General features: G+C 65.8%; 18 protein-coding genes and 1 tRNA gene. 10 read left to right on the forward strand and 9 right to left on the reverse strand.

Annotated features, from left to right (window positions below):
- Window positions 1-69: 69 nt before the first annotated feature.
- Window positions 70-624: a DUF3576 domain-containing protein gene (locus P24_RS03095; RefSeq protein ID WP_008943237.1), complete on the reverse strand. Its 555-nt coding sequence runs from the start codon at window positions 622-624 to the stop codon at window positions 70-72.
- 360 nt (window positions 625-984) lie between these two features.
- Here P24_RS03095 and P24_RS03100 point away from each other — a divergent pair, with 360 nt between their 5' ends.
- Window positions 985-2,067, forward strand: coding sequence for a porin (locus P24_RS03100; RefSeq protein WP_008943238.1), 1,083 nt, complete (start codon window positions 985-987; stop codon window positions 2,065-2,067).
- Window positions 2,068-2,171: 104 nt separating this feature from the next.
- On the forward strand, window positions 2,172-3,020 hold the full coding sequence (locus P24_RS03105; protein ID WP_008943239.1) for a sulfotransferase domain-containing protein: 849 nt from the start codon (window positions 2,172-2,174) through the stop codon (window positions 3,018-3,020).
- Here P24_RS03105 and P24_RS03110 read toward each other — a convergent pair.
- On the reverse strand, window positions 3,017-3,682 hold the full coding sequence (locus P24_RS03110; RefSeq protein WP_008943240.1) for a Fe2+-dependent dioxygenase: 666 nt from the start codon (window positions 3,680-3,682) through the stop codon (window positions 3,017-3,019). The two genes, P24_RS03105 and P24_RS03110, sit on opposite strands and share 4 nt — an antisense overlap.
- A gap of 126 nt (window positions 3,683-3,808) precedes the next feature.
- On the opposite strand from P24_RS03110, the gene P24_RS03115 reads away from it, so the two are divergent.
- The gene (locus P24_RS03115; RefSeq protein WP_008943241.1) at window positions 3,809-4,525 is read left to right on the forward strand and encodes a YggS family pyridoxal phosphate-dependent enzyme; all 717 of its coding nucleotides are present in this window, start codon (window positions 3,809-3,811) and stop codon (window positions 4,523-4,525) included.
- On the opposite strand, the gene P24_RS03120 is transcribed toward P24_RS03115, so the two are convergent.
- The 3 genes from P24_RS03120 to ribA form a co-directional block, all read right to left on the reverse strand.
- Window positions 4,522-5,052 carry a L,D-transpeptidase family protein gene (locus P24_RS03120; RefSeq protein WP_051013064.1) on the reverse strand — a complete coding sequence of 177 codons (531 nt, stop codon included), beginning with the start codon at window positions 5,050-5,052 and terminating at the stop codon, window positions 4,522-4,524. The two genes, P24_RS03115 and P24_RS03120, sit on opposite strands and share 4 nt — an antisense overlap.
- A 42-nt stretch (window positions 5,053-5,094) precedes the next feature.
- Complete coding sequence (locus tag P24_RS03125; RefSeq protein WP_008943243.1) at window positions 5,095-5,832, reverse strand: hypothetical protein; 738 nt, start codon at window positions 5,830-5,832, stop codon at window positions 5,095-5,097.
- A 259-nt stretch (window positions 5,833-6,091) separates the two neighbouring features.
- Entirely contained in the window at window positions 6,092-7,267 is a 1,176-nt protein-coding gene (gene ribA / locus P24_RS03130; protein WP_008943244.1) for a GTP cyclohydrolase II, read from the reverse strand.
- A 121-nt stretch (window positions 7,268-7,388) separates the two neighbouring features.
- On the opposite strand from ribA, the gene P24_RS03135 reads away from it, so the two are divergent.
- The 4 genes from P24_RS03135 (at window position 7,389) to P24_RS03150 (ending at window position 11,386) form a co-directional block, all read left to right on the forward strand.
- On the forward strand, window positions 7,389-8,258 hold the full coding sequence (locus P24_RS03135) for an alpha/beta hydrolase (RefSeq protein ID WP_008943245.1): 870 nt from the start codon (window positions 7,389-7,391) through the stop codon (window positions 8,256-8,258).
- An 89-nt stretch (window positions 8,259-8,347) separates the two neighbouring features.
- A complete protein-coding gene (locus tag P24_RS03140) occupies window positions 8,348-9,037 on the forward strand; it encodes a response regulator transcription factor (RefSeq protein ID WP_008943246.1) in 690 nt (229 codons plus the stop codon).
- Window positions 9,038-9,040: 3 nt separating this feature from the next.
- Window positions 9,041-9,898, forward strand: coding sequence for an MBL fold metallo-hydrolase (locus P24_RS03145; RefSeq protein ID WP_008943247.1), 858 nt, complete (start codon window positions 9,041-9,043; stop codon window positions 9,896-9,898).
- 84 nt (window positions 9,899-9,982) lie between these two features.
- Entirely contained in the window at window positions 9,983-11,386 is a 1,404-nt protein-coding gene (locus tag P24_RS03150) for an adenylate/guanylate cyclase domain-containing protein (RefSeq protein WP_008943248.1), read from the forward strand.
- A gap of 22 nt (window positions 11,387-11,408) precedes the next feature.
- Here the strand turns inward: P24_RS03150 and P24_RS03155 are convergent.
- A tRNA-Gln gene (locus P24_RS03155) sits at window positions 11,409-11,482 on the reverse strand.
- A gap of 153 nt (window positions 11,483-11,635) precedes the next feature.
- Here P24_RS03155 and P24_RS03160 point away from each other — a divergent pair.
- From P24_RS03160 to P24_RS19050, 3 genes are all read left to right on the forward strand, one after another.
- Window positions 11,636-12,109 (forward strand): hypothetical protein, encoded by a 474-nt coding sequence (locus P24_RS03160; protein ID WP_008943249.1) that lies wholly within the window; start codon window positions 11,636-11,638, stop codon window positions 12,107-12,109.
- Window positions 12,110-12,189: 80 nt separating this feature from the next.
- A complete protein-coding gene (locus tag P24_RS03165) occupies window positions 12,190-12,702 on the forward strand; it encodes a hypothetical protein (RefSeq protein ID WP_008943250.1) in 513 nt (170 codons plus the stop codon).
- 103 nt (window positions 12,703-12,805) lie between these two features.
- Window positions 12,806-14,869: an SEL1-like repeat protein gene (locus tag P24_RS19050; protein ID WP_083859483.1), complete on the forward strand. Its 2,064-nt coding sequence runs from the start codon at window positions 12,806-12,808 to the stop codon at window positions 14,867-14,869.
- Between the two features lie 11 nt (window positions 14,870-14,880).
- On the opposite strand, the gene P24_RS03180 is transcribed toward P24_RS19050, so the two are convergent.
- The 3 genes from P24_RS03180 to P24_RS03190 all read right to left on the reverse strand — a co-directional run bounded on the left by P24_RS03180 (window position 14,881) and on the right by P24_RS03190 (window position 19,173).
- Complete coding sequence (locus P24_RS03180) at window positions 14,881-15,747, reverse strand: 4-(cytidine 5'-diphospho)-2-C-methyl-D-erythritol kinase (RefSeq protein ID WP_008943252.1); 867 nt, start codon at window positions 15,745-15,747, stop codon at window positions 14,881-14,883.
- The gene (locus P24_RS03185) at window positions 15,744-17,456 is read right to left on the reverse strand and encodes a tetratricopeptide repeat protein (protein ID WP_040706419.1); all 1,713 of its coding nucleotides are present in this window, start codon (window positions 17,454-17,456) and stop codon (window positions 15,744-15,746) included. The genes P24_RS03180 and P24_RS03185 overlap by 4 nt, the downstream gene beginning before the upstream one ends.
- A 76-nt stretch (window positions 17,457-17,532) precedes the next feature.
- The gene (locus P24_RS03190) at window positions 17,533-19,173 is read right to left on the reverse strand and encodes an electron transfer flavoprotein-ubiquinone oxidoreductase (protein ID WP_008943254.1); all 1,641 of its coding nucleotides are present in this window, start codon (window positions 19,171-19,173) and stop codon (window positions 17,533-17,535) included.
- Window positions 19,174-19,264 lie beyond the last annotated feature (91 nt).

Consider the following 19,264-nt stretch of genomic DNA (forward strand, 5'->3'; position numbering starts at 1 on the left):
GCCGGGATTATTCGCCCAACAGCGGGGGCAAAGGCAAGCCGTTCGATGGTTTCTCGGCGGTCAGGCCCTCTAGCGCTGGGCGCTGGAAACCCGAAGCTGCCGCGCCCGGGTCAGGACAGTGTTCTCAAGCTCGGTGCCGACCGAGGGCTCCACGGCGGCATCCTGCCACTGGCCAGTGGCCGTGCGCTGCTGCCGGAAGATCGCGGCGCGGATGCCGTCCGCCCGCAAGGCGCGGTCCAGAATGAACAGGTTAACCTTGAAGCGCTCGGCAGGGTTTTCCGGCGCGGAATACCAGTCGGTGATGATGACGCCGCCGAACGGATCGGCCGAAGCGATCGGCATGAAGGACAGCGTATCCAGCGAGGCACGCCACAGATAGGCATTCACACCGATGCCGGTACCGCCGGCCGGCGCTTCCTCCTCGCTGCCAAACAGGCTGAGGCCGCCCGGCCCCAGAATGCTGCCATTGTCTTCCTTGCCATAGATGCTGGGGTTGGTATCGCCCGGACGCATCGTCGGATATTCGTATGCGGTCTCGCCGCAGCCGGTGAGAAGGGCGGCCAGCAGACCGGCGATAAGGAAGCTTTTGGTGTAACCTGGGGCGAAATCTGTGATGCGGGCCACGGTCGATCCAATCCTGTTCCTACAAATTGCCAGCAAGCGCTATTCTAATGCCACGAACCGGTCAAGAGTAAGGCAAAAACGACGGCGTCCTTTAGGCTATCTATAAGCTCTTCGGGTGTAAGCATCTGGATATGAAGGACATATGAAAGCGCCAAAATGTGTCATTGCTGCAACATGTGTGCACAATTATCACGCGCCAAAGCCGAGTTTGGTTGACTAACGCCCTTGCTTGGATAGCCTTCACCCAGTCCGAACGGGCTGGCACGGCTTTTGTCGTCAGAACCGGGGGGATAGCGGCTGTCGGGTAACCCGCCCGATGGTCATATGTGAGGCAAACCTTATTTTAGTAGGGGGCATACAATGAAGAAGGTTCTTCTCGGCACGACCGCTCTGGTCGCCGCGGGCCTGCTGGCTCAGCCGGCTCTGGCGTCCGATCCGATCAAGCTGCAGGTGAAGGGTTACTACCAGAACCTCGTCACCTTCTCGGACGTTGACGCGCCGGCCGGTTCCACCGCGAACTACAAGGACGCTCAGTTCCGTCACGAAGGCGAAGTGCACTTCAAGGGCGAGACCAAGCTGGACAACGGCCTGACCGTCGGCTTCGACGCCCAGCTGGAAATCGTCAACGTCGGCCTGTCGGGCGGTCAGCCGCGCGACATGGACGAGACCTACATGTATTTCTCGGGCGGCTTCGGTAAGCTGCAGCTCGGTGCCGAGAACGGCGCTGCCTACCTGCTGCACACCGGCATCCCGTCGGTTGGTCTGGGCTTCGACGACCGCAACTTCGGCCCGGTCGTCTCCAACACCGGCCACAACCGTCCGAACATCTCGGGCGACACCGCCAAGGGCACCTACTTCACCCCGAAGATGGGCGGCTTCCAGGCTGGTATCAGCTACAGCCCGAACGTTGACCACCAGGCCCTGAGCGGCAATGGCTTCGGTGTGATGACCGTCGCCACCGGTGACGTCGAGGACGTGATCGGCGTCGGCGCCAACTACACCGCCAAGTTCGGTGAAGCCATGGTCGACCTGTCGGCTGCCTATGAGTCCGGCGATGTCGTCGGTGCCGGTGGCAACGATCCGGAGATCTGGGCCCTGGGCCTGAACGTCGGCTTCGGCGGCTTCACCGTCGGCGCTTCGTACGGCGACAGCGAGAACTACACCAGCGGCGGCGGCGTCGTTGCCGGCCTCGACTCCACTGTCTGGGCTCTGGGTGTGGCTTACAAGACCGGCCCGTGGGGCGTGTCTGCCAACTACCAGACCAGCGACAACGAGATCGGTGGCGCGACCAGCAGCGGCTCGGGTGACGAGTACGAGCTGGCTGCCAGCTACCAGCTCGGCGCTGGCGTCCAGCTGCGCGGCGGTCTGCTCCATGCCGACATGGACCTGAACAGCCAGGCTGACACCACCACCCTGTTCATCGGCACCTTCCTGACCTTCTAAGGTCTGGTCGGTCCGAAAGGATCTGGGGGAAGGGCGCGGCTTCGGCCGCGCCCTTTTCTTTTTGCCCACTTTTCTTTCGTGTCTCTTCGGGCAAGGATGCGCGCATGGGACGTCTGATCTGGCTCGCCTCCTATCCTAAATCCGGCAATACCTGGATGCGGGCTTTCCTGCACAATCTCTTCCGCAATCCGCCAAAGCCCGCCGGCATCAACGAACTGGACCAGTTCTGCCTCAGCGAATCCAAGCCGCACTGGTATCTGCCCTATACGGGCGGCCAGCCGACTGAAAGCCTGTCCCTGGCGGAGATCATGGCGATCCGGCCGCGCGCCCAGCAGGATATGACGCGCGCCTTTCCCGATTCGGTCTTCGTGAAGACCCATAACTTCCTCGGCGAGTCGCACGGCCATCCGCTGGTGAATCAGGGGGTGACGGCGGGGGCGATCTATATCGTGCGCAACCCGCTCGACGTGACCCTGTCGGCGGCGGACCATTTCGGCCTGACCATCGACCAGGCGGTGGATTTCATGGCGACGGAAGGGGCGGCGACTCTGAACAGCGCCAGCAATGTGCCGGAAGTCCTCAGTTCCTGGTCATCACATGTGAAAAGCTGGACACAGAACCCGCATCCGGCGCTGCTGGTGCTGCGCTATGAGGATATGCTGGAACGCCCGAAGGAGGCGTTCAGCAGGGTCGTTTCCTTTCTGCGGCTGCCGCCCAGCCCGCAACGGCTGGACAAGGCACTGCGCTTCTCCTCCTTCAAGGAGCTGAGCAAGCAGGAAAAGAAGGGCGGCTTCCGGGAGCGCAGCCAGAATTCGCAGAGCTTCTTCCGGGTCGGGCAGCGCGACCAGTGGCGCGAGCTGCTGACAGAGGATCAGATCGCGCGCATCGTCACGCTCCACCGGGAGCAGATGCAGCGTTTCGGCTATATTCCGGAAGAGTTGCAGGCCGACTAATTATCGGTCCACATGCGCATGGCGTTCTGGTGGATGCGCCCGAACCGCTCCAGATAGGGGCTGCCGGGCATCTCTGCTGCCAGGTCGCGGCGCAGCCTGTCCATCTCATAGGCCATTTCGCGCTGCAGCGGGTCGCGGATGAAGGATTGCGCCCAGCCGATAGCGGCCAGCCGTGTGCCCTTGCGCACCGGCTCCACCCGGTGCAGCACCAGCGACGGATAGATCACGACGGTGCCTGCCGGCTCCTTGCAGAAATGCTCGCCATAGGGTGTGACCATGACCAGCTCGCCGCCCTCATAGCTCGCCGGATCGCTGAGGAACAGCGTGAAGGATACGTCGGAGCGCACGGCCTTGTCCTGCGACGGGCCAATCAGCGCCGCGTCGATATGCTCGCCATAATGCATGCCGACATCGTAGCGGTTGAAGACGATGTGCAGCTTGCGCGGCAGGGCGTACATAGTAAAGCCGTCGGCGCCGAGCAGGGCGTTGGTGATGGTCTGCAGCAGTTGCGGCAGCTGCTGCGAGGACTGGTCGCTCTGCAGATTCTGCTTCAGCCCCTTCTTGCCGGTGACGGTGCCATCCTGGAACTGTGTGCGGTTCAGCTCCATGCGCAGCTTGGCCAGCTGCTCGCGGGACAGGATGTCGGGAATCTTCAGCAGCATGGTCGCCCTTTCTCCGCTTGCAGGGGCGGGGAAGACCGGTTTTCTTCCCCGCCGCTTCTTGGCATGCTGGCGAAAGCTAACGCCGTTTTGCCCCACAACTCAACATCCCGCATCTTTGGAGCGCCCATGTCCGCCGCCGACCCTGAAGCCAATCTCGAAAAGGCGATATCCGGCAATATCGACGCGATCCGCAAGCGCATTGCCAAGGCCGCTGTGGCGGCGCGGCGAGATCCGGCCGATATCCGCCTGATCGCAGTGTCCAAGGCGCAGCCGGCGGACCGCATTCAGGCGGCGCTGGGCGCGGGGCAGCGGCTGTTCGGCGAGAACCGGGTGCAGGAAGCGCAGGCGCGCTGGCCTGACTTGCGTGCGGCCTATCCCGATCTTGACATCCACCTGATCGGCCCGTTGCAGACCAACAAAGTGAAAGAGGCGGTGGCGCTGTTCGATGCTATCCAGACATTGGATCGCCCGAAGCTGGCGCAGGCGCTGGCGGCGGAGATGCAGAAGACCGGCCGGTACCTGCCCTGCTATGTGCAGGTGAATACCGGGGAGGAGGAACAGAAGGCCGGTGTCCTGCCGGAGCAGGCGGATGGTTTCATCTCGGAGTGCCGGGCGCTGGGTCTCGAAATCGTCGGCCTGATGTGCATCCCGCCGGCCGAGGAAGAGCCGGGGGTGCATTTCGCGCTGCTGCGGGAGATTGCCCGGCGCAACGGGATCGAACGGCTGTCGATGGGGATGAGCGCCGATTACGAGATCGCCATTCCCTTCGGCGCGACGGAGGTGCGTGTCGGCACCGCGATCTTCGGTGACCGTGGGGACTGGAAGCAGCTGGTCGGCCGTTAGATCAGTTCTACCCGCAGGAGGGTCTGGGGTCCGCACCGGGCCAGGAGCCGGCGTAGATCAGGTTCCGACAGCGCGACGCAGCCTTCGGTGGGCGCGTAATCGGGGCGGGCGATATGCAGGAAGATGGCACTGCCCTTGCCCGGCACCACGGGATCGTCGTTATAGCCCAGCTCGACGACCAGATCGTAGAGCCCGTCCTCGCGCCACATGGTTTCATGGCTGGCGGGGTAAGGCAGGCGCACCGGACGGTTATAGGCGGGGTCGGCGGGGTCGTCGCACCAGCCATCCAGCCGGTCGATGGCGAGGCTCGGCAGGCCGGTCAGCGGTGCACCGCCTCTGTCGGCGCGGTAGTGCAGCTTTCGCAGAGGCCAGTCGCCAAGCGGCGTTCCGCCATCACCTTCCTGCTTGTCCGGGACCGGGCCGCCCTTGCCAAGGGTGCATTTCAGGCTCAACCCTTCGGCCTCCAGCCGGCCCTGCCGGGCGCCGGGTGAGGCGAGCACGCGAATTAGGGTAAGCAAGCCAGACATTTAGCGATCATGCCGGATGGGTCGACGGCGGTCCAGACCTGCTTATTGCGGGGCCTCGCCGCGCTGCCGCGCGCGCATCAGCGCCTCGTACTTCTGCAGCGCATCCTGCATCATCGACGGTACGCCGCCCTTCTGTGTGACAGGGACATTGGCGTTGGCAGAGGCTGCCGCCGCTTCCTCCCGCTCCGGCTTGGCCGCATTCGCCTGTGGCGGCACCTGGAAGCGGGCGATCACCCGGGCGCCTTCGCCTTCCTTCTGGCGGTTACTGGCGGCAATCAGCGCATCCAGCCCATTCGCCTGGGCGCTGTTCAGGGCCACTCTCTCCGGCTGGACAGCTTTGTCAGGTGTTGTCGCTTGCATCGTGACCGGCTCTGGTGCCGGTGCCTTGGGCTGCGCCGCCGGTTCGGCTGCGGCCATGCGTTGCGCGTCGGCTGGGGCGCCGAAGCTGACCTGGGCCAGCATTTCCTCGCCAGCGCCACGGCCATTCTCCGCCGCGAAAATGGCATTCGCACCGGCTGCCAGCAGCCCAAGCGGGCCGCCCAGCAGGCCGGCGCCAGCCATCTGCATTTCCGGGCGGATCGTATCGCCGGTCAGCTGCCGGTAGATGCTGGAGACGACGGGGATGTGCTGCAGCGGGTTGATGAGGTCCAGGAAATCAAAGAAGGACAGGGACTCCGACTCGCCGGCATCCGGGCCTTCGCCGACCTCGGCATTGTTGAAAGAAGACGGGGCGACGCGCTCAACCGGCTCGGGGGCAGGGGCTGGGATGGTCAGGCGCATCGCCCCGCTGGACGCTCCCTGAGTGGTCGCACCCCGCTGGGAGGGGGGCAGGGATGGCGGCTGGGAGGCCATGATCTGTGAGGCAGTAACGGACATCGGTTTCCTCTTTTCATCCAGCTTTGCTTACGCAAGCGGGATGCCAGAAGAAAATCCCTGTAAACTCAATGTTCTAAAGAAAGCGGCCGTGACGACACCTAGCCAGGCCGGCAGGATTCGCCGGCCTGTGTGGCGCGGGGGCGGCAGAATCTGCCCGGCATGCTCAGAACATATGGCCGGAGCGTTTCGCCTTGGTCTTCAGATAGGCCTCGTTGTGGCTGTTCGACGGGAAGGCATGGGCAACGCGCTCCGCCACCTCGATGCCGTGCCGGGACAAGCCCTCGACCTTTTCGGGATTGTTGGTCATCAGCCGCACCCGGGTTGCTCCCAGCTGATGCAGCATCTCCGCCGCCGGCGCGAAGGCGCGCTCATCGGCATCGAAGCCCAGATGCTCGTTGGCATCGACCGTGTCGAGGCCGAGATCCTGCAGCTGATAGGCCCGCAACTTGTTCACTAGGCCGATATCGCGGCCTTCCTGCGCCAGATAGAGCAGGATGCCGGTGCCCTGTTCCGCGATCGCACGAATGGCGCCCCGCAGCTGATCGCCGCAATCGCAGCGCAGGCTGCCCAGCAGATCGCCAGTGAAGCATTGCGAATGCAGCCGGATCAGCACAGGCCGGCCGGCGGCAATCTCCGCTTCCGGTTGGCCAATCAGGATGGCGATATGTTCGACACCGCCGTCCGGCGGCCGGAAGGCAACCAGCCGCGCATCCTCGATATCGGCCAGCGGCACCCGTGCCTCGGCGGCCAGTGTCAGCCGTGCGGCAGCCAGCGCCGGATAGGCGGCAATCTCCTCTGCCTCGATCAGCACCAGGTCCGCGTCCCTTGCGGCAGCGGCAACGCCCTCCGAGTCGGTATGGGCCAGCCGCGCCAGCAGGGCGGCGGGGATGAGGCGCGCCTGTTTCACAAGCGCCAGCGCCGAGGCGGCGAGCCCATCCTCCGGCTCCGGCAGGATTGCCACCGCTTTCGACAGGGCAGGCGCCGGGCCGGCGGTCGGGTCGGCGAGCCGGCGCACGAAATCCGGGTCTGCCTTGGCCGGAAGCGCCAGCGATTCGACACTGCTGATGGGCTGCCCCGGTTTCAGGGCTGCCGCACGGCGGGCGGTCAGCACCAGCGTGGGCCGGGACCCGGCGGCGCGGGTCAGGCCCGGCAGGCTGGACGGCGTCACCATTTCGGCGGCCATCAGGATGCCGGCGCTTTCCCGCTCCCGGTTGCGGACCAGCACCTGGCCGCCGCGCCGCAGTTCCGCAATGGCGCGCTCGACGCGTTTGACCGTGGCGGCGCGCAAGGCTGCCGGAGAGGCGGAATCGCTTTTGGCGGGCGGGGCGGCGGAAGACATGGACAGGCGCCTTGCGGATCGGGACACTGCAACTCTAGAACTCTGGCCAATCTAGGCACTGTGCCGGCCCATGAAAAGGCCGGCGGCCATATTGCCCGATAGGGGGCAGGGAGAGGGGCTCTTGCGGTACCGCGATTACGACCAGGCCGGGCTGGACGCCCAGTACAACAACCGGGCGCTGGTGCCGGAGCATCCGGCATTCATCGAGGCCTGGGAAAAGCGCAGTGCCGAGGCGCGTCGGCATCTCTCCGTCGATCTCGACCTCGCCTATGGTGACGATCCGCGGCAGCGGCTGGATTTCTTTCCGGCTCCGCAACGGGACGCGCCGGTACTGGCCTTCATCCATGGCGGCTACTGGCAGGCGCTGGACAAGGCGCATTTCAGCCATATCGCCCCGCTCTTCGTTGCCGCCGGCATCGCGGTCGCGGTGCTGGGCTATCGGCTGGCGCCGGCGCAGCGGATGACGGAAATCGCGGCGGATATCTGCGCGGCACTCGCCTGGCTGTATCGTGAATTGCCGGCGCTCGGCGGTGACCGGTCGCGGATTCATCTGGCCGGCCATTCGGCGGGCGGGCATCTGGTATCGTTGGCGGCAACGACCGACTGGCCCAGCATTGCCCCGGAGCTGCCGCCGGGTCTGGTGCGCGGCGTCTGTTCGATCAGCGGGCTCTACGATCTGGAGCCGATCCGCCTTAGCTATCTGAACGCGGCGCTGGCGCTGGACGAACCGGAAGCTGCGGCACTCAGCCCAATGGCGACTCTCCCGGCCAAACCCAGCGGGCCGCAGCTGCTGGCCGTAGGCGGGCTGGAAAGCGCGGAATATCACCGCCAGCAGGCGGATTATGCTGCCCGGCTGCGCGCGGCGAGGCATCCGGTGCAGGCAATCGTTCTGGAAGGCCGCCATCATTTCAGCGCGGTCGATGCGCTGGCCGAACCGGATTCGCCCCTGTTCGAAGGGGTATTGCGGCAGATCCTGGCGCCGCGATTCTGACAATTTTCTGTGATCAACCGGCTTCGGCTTACCCGGTTCCGATGTTCTGCGATATGGTTACGTCACTGATGCAAAGCCGTGGAGAGGCGATGAGCAACGGCAAGAAGATTCTCCTGGTCGAGGACGAGGAATTGCTGCGCCAGTCCCTGGCCGAGCAACTCCAGCTCCACGAGGAGTTCACCACGGTGGAGGCGGCCGACGGGGCCGAGGCCCTGACCAAGGCGAAGGCCGAGCAGTTCGACCTCGTCCTGCTCGATGTCGGCCTGCCGGACATGGATGGGCGGGAAGTCTGCCGGCTGTTGCGACGCGGCGGGCTGAAATCGCCGATCATCATGCTGACCGGCGCGGTATCGGATGCCGACACGATCCTCGGCCTCGATTCCGGCGCCAATGACTATGTAACCAAGCCGTTCCGGCTGAATGTGCTGCTGGCCCGCATTCGCGCGCAGCTGCGCCAGCATGAGCAGAGCGACGATGCGCTGTTCACCATCGGACCCTACAGCTTCACGCCCAGCCTGAAGCTGCTGGTCGATGGCGCGAAGAACCGCAAGATCCGCCTGACCGAGAAGGAAACGGCGATCCTGAAATATCTCTACCGCACCGGCAACCGCACGGTCAGCCGTGATGTGCTGCTGAACGAGGTTTGGGGTTATAACGCTGGCGTAACGACCCATACGCTGGAAACCCATGTCTATCGGCTGCGGCAGAAAATCGAGACCGATCCGGCCAATGCCGCGATCCTGGTGACGGAGCCGGGCGGCTATCGCCTGGTGCCCTGACCCTTGGCCGGGGCGGTGGCGGGCGCCGGCCTGACCGTCCGATTCTGGGGCGTGCGCGGCAGCATCGCCTGTGCCGATCCGGCAATGATGCGCTATGGCGGCAATACATCCTGCGTGGAGGTCCGCTGCGGCGACCGGCTCATCATCCTTGATGCCGGTACCGGGCTGAAGCCGCTGGGCGAGGCGCTGACCGCCACGGGGGCGGCCTCCTGCAGGCCGGTCGAGGCCGATCTGCTGCTGAGCCATACCCACCATGACCATGTCACCGGCCTGCCCTTCTTCCGTCCGGCCTTTGACCCTGGAAACCGCCTTCGCCTGTGGGCGGGCCACCTCTATCCGACGCGGCGGCTGCGTGAGGTGCTGGCCGGGCTGATGGCGCCGCCTTTGTTCCCGGTGCCGCTGGATATCTTCCGTGCCATCATCGCCTATGAGGATTTCCGCGCTGGCGAGGACGTGCCGCTGGGCGATGGGATTTCGGTGCGGACCGCGCCGCTGAACCATCCGAACGGCGCGACCGGCTACCGCATTGCCTATGGCGGCCGCTCGGTCTGCTACGTGACCGACACCGAACACCGGGAGGGCCAGCGCGACCCCGCGATTCTGGGGCTGGTGGCGGGTGCCGATCTGATGATCTATGACAGCACCTATACCGACGCGGAATATCCCCGTTATCGCGGCTGGGGCCATTCCACCTGGGAGGAAGGGGTGCGTCTGGCGGAGGCCGCGGGGGTCGGGCGGCTGGCGATCTTTCACCACGACCCGAATCACGATGATGACTTCATGGACGGCATCGCGGTGGCGGCGGAACAGGCGCGGCCGGGCACCATCGTGGCACGGGAAGGGCTGGAACTGGCGTTGTAACGCCGGCTTCACGACCTCCTGAAGCCGCGTGAGGAGCTGGCGGTGCCATGCTACGACGGCCGGCATCTGGAGAGGTGAGGGGGCATGCGCAACCAGAAGGCTGACCTTATCACCCCGCTGCGGGGCTGGCTGACAGGCCTGCCGCACCTTCTGCCGGGCCTTCCAGCAGCTGGACCCAAGAGGCTTTTGCTGCCGGCGCGGCTGCGCGAGGCCATCGCGCGGCAGCAGGAAAACAGCGAGATCCTGATCGGCTGGATCCAGCTGGGCGTCGTGATCACCTTTGCCGTGCTCTATACGCTGGCGCCCAAGACCTTCCACCCCGATGTGATGTTCGAGCCGGTGCCACTGGTGCTGGCCGCCTATGCAGTATTCACCCTGTTGCGGCTGGTGCTGGCGCACCGTAGGGCACTACCGGAATGGCTGCTCTACGTCTCCATCGTCGCCGACATGGCACTGCTGATGGTGGCAATCTGGAGCTTTCACCTGCAGTACCAGCAGCCGCCTTCCTTCTATCTGAAGGCGCCGACCCTGCTCTATGTGTTCATCTTCATCGCCCTTCGGGCGTTGCGCTTCGAGGCGCGCTTCGTGCTGCTGGCAGGCGCGACGGCGGCGCTGGGCTGGCTTGGCCTGGTCGGTTACGCCACCCTGTCCCGGCCGGACGACACCATGATCACCCGGAACTATGTCGAATATCTCACCTCCAACAGCGTGCTGCTGGGCGCGGAGTTCGACAAGATCATCTCCATCATCATGGTCACTGTGATTCTGGGGCTTGCCATCCTGCGGGCGCGGGGATTGCTGGTCCGTGCCGTGGTGGAGGGGCAGGCGGCGCGCGATCTGTCGCGCTTTTTCGCGCCGGAAGTGGCCGCGAAGATCACACGCACCGACCGCCAGATCCGCGCCGGCGAGGGGGAAGTGCGCCAGGCCGCCATCCTTACGCTGGATCTCCGTGGTTTCACCGCTTTGTCGATGGCGCTGCCGGCGCCGCAGGTGCTGGCCTTGCTGGCGGGGTATCAGGCGCGGGTCGTACCGGTAATCCAGGCGCATGGCGGCTCCATCGACAAGTTCCTGGGCGACGGCATCATGGCGACTTTCGGGGCGGCGCTGCCCACTGGCCGCCATGCCGCCGACGCTCTGCGGGCCGTGGCTGCGATTGCCGAGACGGTCGATGCCTGGAATGCCGAGCGCGCGGCGGCGGGTCAGTCGCCGATTCGTGTTGGCGCGGCGGTCAGCGCCGGGCCGGTGCTGTTCGGCGCGGTCGGCGACGAGACGCGGCTGGAATATACGGTGATCGGCGAGGCGGTGAATCTGGCCGCGAAGCTGGAGAAGCACACCAAGGCGGAAGGGGTGCGGGCGCTTTCCACCCGGATGGCGCTGGAACTGGCCGAACAGCAGGGCTATCGCGCAGCGCAGCCACACCGACCGTTGGCCGGCTGCACCGTCGAGGGTGTCAGCGGTCCGCTCGATCTCGTTGTGCTGGTGGAATAGCCCGCCAGGGCCGCTCAGAAGCTGGCTGGGGCGCCAGGATTCGAACCTGGGATCACGAGACCAAAACCCGTTGCCTTACCGCTTGGCCACGCCCCATCGCCGCCTGCCCTGACCGGGCGGCGCGCAAGATAGGCGCAAATCCGGCGCCGCGCAACCTGTGGCGAGTCGCGGCGGCTTAACAGAACCGGCATTCTTTGTTATGGGTTGGTAGTGCCGCTTGTCGCGGCGCCCTCCAGTCGGGAGATCGGCTTGGCACAGGCAAAGCCCAAAGCGAAGACCGCCGAGAAGAAGGCCACATCCAGGCGCAACATGCCCTGGAGCATCAAGGGCGTTTCGCCGGAAGCGCGCGAGGCGGCCCGCAAGGCTGTCGAATCCGGCGACATGACGATGGGCGAATGGCTGAGCGAGGCGATCCGGGCCGTGGCGGCCGAGGAGCGCGGCGTCGCTTCGGCACCGGAACCGGCTGCCGCACAGACTGAGGTCACCGAGGACAGGCTGGAGCCGCTGGCCGAGCGCATCGCCGCCGCCGAGCGCCGCACTGCGCTTATGGTAGCGCCGCTGCATGAATTGCTGGAAACCATCGCGCGGCGGCTGGAGGGGCTGGAAAACCGCCTGCCTTCTGCCCCGGCACCGACCAGCGCTCCGCAGCCTGAGAGTCCCCCCGCCGCTGATATGGCTGACACAGGTAACACCGAGCCTACGCCGCCCGAGGGTCGGCCCTGACTGCCATCGCCGGGCGGGTTGGTATTCCGCTGTTTTTTCGGACATACTGACATACGTACGGTTCCTATTCGGGGGCAGGCATGGCGCAGATATCGCCCTGGAGTGTGAAGGGGGTTTCCCCCGAAGACCGCGAGGCGGCAAAGCGGGCCGCGCGCCAGGCCGGGCTGCCGGTGGGTGCCTGGCTCAGCCAGGCCATCCGCCATGCCGGCCAGGAGCCGACCAACAGACCGGTCGGCGGTCCTGCGAGCGGAACGCCCACGCCCGATCCTGATCAGGCGGCGGAGATCATCGCATTGCACGGCGACGTCGCAATCCTGACCGCCCGGCTGGATGCGTTGAGCGATACCGTGGCCCGGCTGAAGGGCGATCTGGCGGCACTGGCCGACGAAAGCAGCGCGCAGGCAGCCGCACGGAACAGCGCGCCCGGCACGGAACCAGGAGAGATACCGCTGGATGTCCAGGCCGCGCAGGCGGCGCTGGAGCGGGCGGTTCTGCGCCTGTCCGACCGGCTGCGGGTGCTGGAGGAAGAAACCGAGCAGGTGCGGAGCCGAAAGTCAGCGGGGCTCCTGAGGCGGCTTTTCGGCGGTCGCTGACAGCATCGGTACTACCAGACTTAACAGGCAGCCCCTTCACGGTATAGGATGGTAGGGTCAGGACTACCAAGCGCCGACATGCCGGCCCGGAAAAGGCTATAGGATGCGAAAGGCTGGTTCCAAAGCCACGCCCTGGAGTGTGAAGGGCATTGATGACGCGACGCGGGACGTCGCGCGCGAAGCCGCGCAGGAAGCCGGCCTGACCCTTGGCGCCTGGATCGACCGGGCTATCCTGCGCCATGCCGGCATCACCCCGATTCCCGCCAATGACGCGTCTGGCGGCGGTGCCGGCACCGAAGCGGATGCAGACCAGCTGGAGACGGAGGTCGCTGCCGCCGAAGGGCGGATCGAAGGGCAGCTCCGCCCGGTCGGGCTGGCGGTAGCGCGTATCGCGCAGCGCATGGTGCAGCTGGAGCGCGGCCTGAAATCCCTGCCGCCCGACTGGCCGTCCACCCTTACGGTCGCCCCGCCGGCAAGTGATTCCGTCACCGGCGAAGTTCCTACAGGTGAGGACCATGTTCCCGGCGGCATGGCTGAGGATGAGCCGGAAGACGAAATCGTCTTTCCGGCAACGGCAGACGAAGCGAAACCCGATCCGGCTGAGGAAGATTGGGATGCGCGCTGGAACCAGTTCAAGACGGAGCTGGCCGCCGAAACCACGGACGACGCACCATCGGCTGCAGACCCGACAGAGGAAAAGAAACCCGCGCCGACCCCGGCACCAACAGCTTCAGCACTGCCTCAGAGGCCCGTGCGCCGCCATATCCCGGGAAAGTTGATCGTCGGTGGCCTCGTCCTGGTCATTGGCGTGGGCAGCGGCATCGCCCTGATGAGCCAGAGCGAGCGGCTTGGCGTGAAGCCGGCCTTGCAACGCACGGCGGATGCGGTCATTGGGCTTGGCGAGGATATTCAGGCGGCGTTGCGGAATGGCACGCGCTGGGTTGAGGATCGGGCGTGGCAGCTGCGGGGTGGCCGCGAGGAAACCGACAGCAGCAGCGCGGCGCCGGCATCCCCGGAAGGGCCGACAGCATCCGCGCCGGCTGCGCTCGAAGCCGCTCCACCCGCTATGCCGCAACCTCCGATTCAGGGAATACCGCAGGAAGCGGCTAAGCCAAGCCCTTCATCTGCCGGCAGCCCCTCACCCGCAACGCCCGCTCCGAAGGCCCCCCTGCCCGTACCGCCGAAGGCGGCGCCGGAACCCACAGCGTCTGGCGATACCAGTGCGGCTGCGGGCCCATCAATTGCCGCCCTGCCGGACAGAAGCACCAAACCTGTTGAGACGAAACCAGCCGCCAGCGCGCCGAAGGCTGCTGCGCCGGGCTTCGCCGGCCTTGTGGAGCAGCGCGCGCGGCAGGGCGATCCGGAGGCACAGCACGATCTGGCGGTGCTCTATGCGACCGGCGATGGCCGTCCGCAGGACATGCGCGAGGCTGCCTACTGGTTCCGTGAGGCGGCGATTCAGGGCGTGCCTGGGGCGCAGTACAATCTCGGTGTGCTCTACGAAAAGGGCACCGGCGTTCAGCAGGATGATGTCCGCGCCCTGCTCTGGTACCACAGCGCGGCCGAGCGCAATCACCCGCGGGCGCAATATAATCTGGGGCTGTTCTATGCGCAGGGGCGCGGCATACCGGTGAATTATGCCGAAGCCCGCAAATGGTTGCGCCGCGCCAGCGATCAGGGGATGACGCCGGCGCTGTTCGAGCTGGGACAGATGGAAGAACGCGGGCTGGGCGACGCACCGGACCGGAGCAAGGCCCGCGCGCTCTATGCCCAGGCGGCCGCGCTGGGCGATCAGGCGGCGGCGGAACGGCTTGTCGCCATGCCGCTCGACAACAGCCCGCCACCGGCCGCCAGCGCCGGTAGTGCCAGCAAGGGCGAGGCTGTTGCGGCGACGTCATCGCCGCTCTCGCCGGAGGCCGAGCGCGAGACGATCCGCGCGATCCAGCACATCCTGATCCGCCTTGGTTATGAAATCGGCGCCGCCGACGGGCTGCTGGGCGACCGCACGCGCGAGGGCATCCGCGATTATCAGCGGCGTCACGACCTGCCGGTGAATGGCACGCCTTCGGCGCTGCTGCTGCAGCATATGTTGCAGGTCATGAGCAAGGACCCTGCCGCCGGTGCCCCTCCGGCAAGTCCGACAGCCGCAAGGTCGAGCGTTCGCTAAGTCGGCGTCCGCTAGGCCGGGCGCAGCCTTGTCGCGCAGACCCACCAACCGGGTTCCGCCGCCCGCAGGATGTCGGCGCCGGCCTTTGCCGATTCTACGTCGCGCATAAGGGCAAAGCAGGTAGGACCGCTGCCCGACAGCCGTGCCAGCAAACAGCCTGGCAAGGCCTGAAGCCGGTCCAGCACCCTCCCGATCTGCGGCACGAGGGTGCGGGCTGCCTCCGTCAGATCGTTGCGTTGGGCGCGGAGAACATCCAGCAGCGCGGCTGGGTCCTCGGGGAGTATGACCGGTGCCGCCGCGCCAAAATCACCGGTCCGGGCGCGGAAGACATCGGGGGTGGAGAGCGGCACACCGGGATTGACCAGCAGGACAGGTAGTGCCGGCAGTGCGAGCAGCGGATCCAGCTGTTCGCCCATACCCTTCAGCCGGGAAGGCCGGCCCAGCAGACAGGCCGGTACGTCAGCCCCCAATCTCAACCCCAGCTCGGCCAGCCGGTCGGCTGGCATTTCCAGTCCCCACAGGCGGATGAGGGCGCGCAGCGTCGCGGCGGCGTCCGCCGATCCGCCGCCAATGCCGGCGGCGACCGGCAGGTTCTTCTCCAGCGTCAGGGCAACATCCGGCCTCCGGTCAGCTTCCTCGCCAAGCAGTCGGGCGGCGCGCAACACCAGATTATCGGCTTCGCCTCTCAGGGCTCCGGCAAACGGACCCGTAACCGAAAGGCGCAGGGAATCGGCGGGCTCCGCGATAATCCGGTCGCCGGTTTCGGTGAAAGCGACCAGGCTGTCCAGCAGATGGTAGCCATCCGGGCGGCGGCCCGTGACATGCAGGAACAGGTTCAGCTTGGCGGGGGCATCCGCCGAAACGGCGGCGGCGGTCATCCGTCGCGTTTCGCGGGGTCGGAAAGCCCGTCCTTCAGCTTCTTCTCGACCGATTCGATCAGGCTCTTGTCCTCGGGCTTCAGCGTAAGCACGCGCTGCCACTGGAACTGGGCCTCAAGCTTCCGGCCGACCTGCCAATAGGCATCGCCCAGATGATCGTTGATGACTGGATCGTTCGGCTGCAGCTCGATGGCGCGTTCCAGCTGGCGCACCGCATCCTCGAAACGTCCTTTGCGGTAGAGGATCCAGCCCAGGCTGTCGACGATGTAGCCATCCGTCGGCCGCTGCGCGACGGCGCGCTCGATCATCTCATGTGCCTCGTCCAGCCTTATGCCCTGATCGGTCCAGGAATAGGCCAGGTAGTTCAACACCAGCGGCTGTTCCGGCTGCAATTCCAGCGCCTTCTGGAAATCCTGCTCGGCCTTGTCCCACTGCTTGGCACGTTCATGGGCGATGCCCCGGACATAGTAGAGCGTCCAGTTTGCCCCTTCCGGACCATCGATACGCGCCATTGCCGCATCGTAGGCCTCCGCCGCCTCTATATATTTCTCCGCGCCCCGCAGCAGGTCGCCAACCCGGACCAGCGCCTCGTGCCGGTCCTTGTTCTGGTCCGACAGGCTGCGGAAATGCGCGATGGCCTCGTCGCGTCGTTTCATCGCGTTCAGCGATTCGCCGATCGCCATGGCGGCATTCCAGCTATAGGGCGAGTCTTGCGGCACTTTCCGGAAGGCGGCGATGGCCTCGTCCCAGCGGCGCTGGTCCTGCAGCAGATCGCCGATCAGCAGAGCTTTGCTGGGATGGCCGGGGTCGAGATGGAGCGCCAGCCGGGCATGGATGAGCGCGGCCTCAGTGGCGCGGTCGTTGCGCAGGCCCGTGGCAATGTCGTACAGCGCCTCGGCGAGGCCGTGCAGCACATCGGACGCCACCGGCTTCGGCGCCTGTCCCTGGTTCAGCCGGTCGATCCAGCGGTCGATGATCCGCCCGTCCGCCTGGTCGCCGCGCGCCGATGCGTACAGCGCGCGCGCCTTGTCCGCCTGGCCCTGGCTCTCATAGATCCAGCCCAGCGCCATGACCAGCCGCAGCGGCGGTGTCTCCAGGCTGTTCATCAGGGTTTCCAGGGTCGCGGCCGCTTCCTGCGGCTGACCGGCCACCATCTGCAGCAGGCCGCGATGGAAGTTGGCCAGCAGCGACAGCCCGTCTTCCTGCCGGATATCGCCAAGCAGCTTCAGCGCGGCCTCGCTATCGCCCTTGCCCTGCAGCATCCAGGCCAGCAGCAGCGGCCGGGTCAGCTGCATCAGCCCACGCGGTGGCTGGGCCTGCAGCTGCGCGACAGCGCCCTGGAAATCGCCGCTCCGGGCCATCTCCAGGGAAAGATAGAGGGCGGCAACCGGATCGCCGGGCGCCAGGTCGGCCACCCGCCGGGCCAGAGAATCCAGCGAATCGAGCCGGCCCTCGGCGATCTGCAGCACCAGCACGCGGCGCAGCAGCGTCGGATTGTCGGGATCGGCGGCCAGCGCCTGGATCATGTAGTCGGCGGCGGCGGCAAGGTCCGCCTCGCGATAGGCGTGCTGTCCCGCCAGATAGCTGCCATAGGCTGCGGACATGCTGTCGCCGGTTCGTGCGAGGGCCGGGTTCCCCAGAACGGTACCGCCGAGGAGCAGGGCGCAGGCCAGACGCGCAAGACGAGCGGGCAGCAGCAGGCGTGTCATGATCTGTTCTCCACCCATCAGCAGGACCATCGGCCGGGCGGGAGTACCGCGCCGGCACGGCGTCCTGGGCAGGCTTCTACATGTTGGGATAATTGGGGCCGCCGCCACCTTCCGGAACGACCCAGTTGATATTCTGCGACGGGTCCTTGATGTCGCAGGTCTTGCAGTGCACGCAGTTCTGCGCGTTGATCTGCAGCCTGGGGTTCGATCCGTCGTCGTCGCGCACGATTTCGTACACACCGGCCGGGCAGTAGCGCTGCTCCGGCGCGTCGTACAGCGCCAGATTCACCTCGATGGGCACGCTCTTGTCGCGCAGCGTCAGATGGGCCGGCTGATTCTCCTCGTGATTGGTATTCGAGATGAACACCGAGGACAGCTTGTCGAAGGTGATCTTGCCGTCGGGCTTGGGATAGTCGATCGGCGTGCACTCGGACGCTTTCTTCAGCTGCGGATGGTCGGCATGGTTGCGTAAGGTCCACGGCGCCTTGCCACGAAACAGGTAAGTATCGAGCGCCGAATAGGCAAGGCCCGACCACATGCCGTAATGGAAGGCGGGCCTGATGTTGCGCACACCATACAGCTCGCCCCAGACCCAGCTTGCCTTCAGGGCTTCCGGATAGGCGGTAAGCTCGATTCCGTTGCCCGCGCCTTCCTGGGTGAGAGCCTCGAAGGCGGCTTCGGCAGCCAGCATGCCGGACTTCATCGCGGTGTGCGTGCCCTTGATCTTCGGCACGTTCAGGAAGCCGGCCGTGCAGCCGATCAGCGCGCCACCCGGGAAGGTCAGCTTCGGGATCGACTGGAAGCCGCCTTCGTTCAGCGCCCGCGCACCGTAGGAGATGCGCCGCGCGCCTTCGAAGAAAGGCTTTACGGCGGGGTGCAGCTTGAAGCGCTGGAATTCGTCGAACGGGCTGAGATAGGGGTTCTGGTAGTCCAGTCCGATCACGAAGCCGACCGCCATCTGGTTGCCTTCCAGATGGTACAGGAAGGAGCCGCCATAGGTGTTGGTATCCATCGGCCAGCCGATGGAATGCCAGACCAGCCCCGGCTTGTGCTTTTCAGGGTCGATCTCCCACAGTTCCTTGATGCCGATGCCGAAGGTCTGCGGGTCGCAGTCCTTGCGCAGCTCGAACTTCTGGAACAGGCCCTTGCTGAGCGAACCGCGGCAGCCCTCGGCGAACAGGGTGATCTTCGCATGCAGCTCGACGCCCGGCGTATAGTTTGCGGTCTGCTCGCCATCCTTGCCGATGCCCATGTCGCCGGTGGCGACACCGCGCACCGCGCCATTCTCGTCATACAGCACCTCGGCCGCGGCGAAGCCGGGATAGATCTCCACCCCCAGCGCCTCGGCCTGCTCGCCCAGCCAGCGGCAGACATTGCCCAGGCTGACGATGTAATTGCCGTGATTGTTCATCTGCGGCGGGGTCGGCAGCTTGAAGGCCTTGGATTCCGTCAGGAACATGAAGCGGTCGTCAGCCGCAGGCGTGTTCAGCGGCGCGCCCTTCTCCTTCCAGTCGGGAATCAGCTCGTTGAGCGCGCGCGGCTCCAGCACCGCACCGGACAGGATGTGCGCCCCGACCTCGGACCCCTTCTCGACGATGCAGACGCTGACATCCTTGCCGGTTTCGGCGCAGATCTGCTTCAGCCGTATCGCCGCGCTCAGGCCCGACGGGCCGGCGCCGACGATGACGACGTCATATTCCATGCTTTCGCGTTCCATTTACCCTGTCCTGCTGCGCTAGATCATGTCGTGGCGGACCGGAAATGCGGCTGGCGGTCGAACTTTCGCCCTCACGGCCCGCCGCTTCCTA

It is taken from the genome of Oceanibaculum indicum P24 (assembly GCF_000299935.1).
Taxonomy (GTDB): Bacteria; Pseudomonadota; Alphaproteobacteria; order Oceanibaculales; family Oceanibaculaceae; genus Oceanibaculum; species Oceanibaculum indicum.